Annotated in this window: 1 tRNA gene and 2 rRNA genes; all 3 read left to right on the forward strand. The window is 45.9% G+C overall.

The window, feature by feature from the left end:
- Positions 1-218 (forward strand): 16S ribosomal RNA (locus tag B853_RS15965); the annotation flags it as partial.
- An 89-nt stretch (positions 219-307) separates the two neighbouring features.
- Positions 308-383 (forward strand) — tRNA-Glu (locus tag B853_RS15970).
- 264 nt (positions 384-647) lie between these two features.
- Positions 648-1,099 (forward strand): 23S ribosomal RNA (locus tag B853_RS15975); the annotation flags it as partial.

Genomic DNA, 1,099 nt, shown 5'->3' on the forward strand with positions numbered 1-1,099 from the left:
ACTCCGTGAAGTCGGAATCGCTAGTAATCGTGGATCAGAATGCCACGGTAATACGTTCCCGGGCCTTGTACACACCGCCCGTCACACCATGGGAGTGGGCTGCAAAAGAAGTAGGTAGTTTAACCTTCGGGAGGACGCTTACCACTTTGTGGTTCATGACTGGGGTGAAGTCGTAACAAGGTAGCGCTAGGGGAACCTGGCGCTGGATCACCTCCTTATACGATGATTATTCACGATGAGTGTCCACACAGATTGATACGGTTTATAAGTAAAAGAGACGAAGATATCCCAATATCTTCAATCCAGTGTCCCGTTCGTCTAGAGGCCTAGGACACCGCCCTTTCACGGCGGTAACAGGGGTTCGACTCCCCTACGGGATACCATCTTTAAACATTCTCTCTTGAGAGTTTTTAAAAATGGTTACTTCATTAGAAGTGATTAGCTCTTTAACAATTTGGAAAGCTGACAAATCAACAATTTATTGTTGATTGTAAAGTTCTCAATGTTTGTCTTTAAGACAAACACCAATACAACACATTCAAGTGTTCTTGGAATTTGAGTCCGGCAAAATCGAGTCTGCATCATGTATAAAAATTGCAGACAACTTTGGTGACTTGTTCATCAACTCGAACTCCTTCGGGTTGTATGGTTAAGTGACTAAGCGTACACGGTGGATGCCTTGGCAGTCAGAGGCGATGAAGGACGTATTAACTTGCGATAAGCCCAGATTAGGTAGTAAAAACCATTTGAGTCTGGGATTTCCGAATGGGGAAACCCACTTGCATAAGCAAGTATCCTGTTGTGAATACATAGCAGCAGGAGGCGAACCGGGGGAACTGAAACATCTAAGTACCCCGAGGAAAAGAAATCAACCGAGATTCCGAAAGTAGCGGCGAGCGAAATTGGACTAGCCCTTAAGCTTTATATGCGTTAGACGAACGGTCTGGAAAGTCCGGCGATACAGGGTGATAGCCCCGTAGTTGACAACGCACATTCAGTGAAATCGAGTAGGGCGGGACACGTGATATCCTGTCTGAATAWKGGGGGACCATCCTCCAAGGCTAAACTGACATACTGACTGACCGATAGTGAACCAGTA

The sequence above is a fragment of the Vibrio rotiferianus CAIM 577 = LMG 21460 genome, assembly GCF_002741985.1.
Lineage (GTDB): Bacteria > Pseudomonadota > Gammaproteobacteria > Enterobacterales > Vibrionaceae > Vibrio > Vibrio rotiferianus.